Origin of the sequence: Arenibacter arenosicollis (assembly GCF_014397245.1) — a bacterium.
GTDB classification, from domain to species: domain Bacteria; phylum Bacteroidota; class Bacteroidia; order Flavobacteriales; family Flavobacteriaceae; genus Arenibacter; species Arenibacter arenosicollis.
Genome location: NZ_JACLHY010000060.1, coordinates 1 through 1,034, shown reverse-complemented (window position 1 = coordinate 1,034; position 1,034 = coordinate 1). Strand labels below are relative to the sequence as shown.

The 1,034-nt window shown below is 44.4% G+C and carries 1 protein-coding gene; it reads right to left on the bottom strand.

Features of this window, described 5'->3' with window-relative positions; translation table 11 throughout:
• Positions 1 to 22: 22 nt before the first annotated feature.
• Positions 23 to 1,009 (bottom strand): ISAon1 family transposase, encoded by a 987-nt coding sequence (locus tag H4O18_RS21840; RefSeq protein ID WP_187588636.1) that lies wholly within the window; start codon positions 1,007 to 1,009, stop codon positions 23 to 25.
• Positions 1,010 to 1,034: the final 25 nt, after the last annotated feature.

Sequence of the window (1,034 nt, the reverse complement as noted above, 5' to 3'; positions counted from 1 at the left end):
GGATCAAGAACAATTGTTGTGTTTATGCAAATATTGTGGTCAATCTATAAAGGAAGAATTCTACGTTTTTGACTCCTCTGAATTGCGCTCTAAAAGCTTTTATTTTTGCATTGAATGATTCCGCCGATGCATTTGTACTCCTGTTTATAAAATAGTTGAGGATCGACCTATAATTGAGCGATATGGTATTAGCAATAGTATTGAAGGCCCTAAAGCCTGTGTTCTCTACGTCTTTGTACCAATGTGCCAGCTTTGTATATGCTGTTTGTATAGAAGTTGCCGTATTGAATATGTTCCTGAGCCCCTGTACCAGGTCGAAGGCCACCTTTATATCCGGATATTGGGCGAACAATATTTTGCTCCTTTCGGATTGGTTTTGCGTCCAATTGTTGGGCGATTTATAAAGGAGATACCTACTTCTGGCCAAGAGCTGTTTTCTAGTGTCCCCATTGCTAAATTCTTTTGGGACGAATGTCCCGTTCTTTGCCCTTGCCTGCTTTATCTGTTGGTTCTCCCGGTCTATGGCGTCCCACCTATGTTTGATGCGGATGTCCTGAAGGGCCTCCAGTGCCAGCTTCTGTACATGGAACCTGTCCGTTACCTGTATTGCTTTTGGGAAGCATTGTTTGGCGATGGTCTTCATGGAGTTGGCCATATCCAGGGTAATTTCCTTGACCTTGGCCCTTTTTTTGGCCGATATCTTTAGCAGCTGCTCTATGATCGGTCCCACCTTGGTGCCGGAGAATATGGCCACTATGGACCCTTTCCTGCCCTTGGCTTTTTTGTTGGTAATTATGGTGTAGAGCTCCCCCTTGGAGAGTGCCGTTTCGTCAATGGACAGATAAGGTCCTATATTCTCTGGGAATATGAGCCACTCCTTGGCATGTGGTCTCTCCTCCCATTGTTTGAACTCGCTTAAATAATCCCGAAACTGTCGCTGTAGTTTTTTGCCATTGACCCCATAAAACCCGCCAATGGTATGGCAGTCATTAGCTTTGGTACTGACCAAGTACTTTTAAAAAAGCAGCGAACTC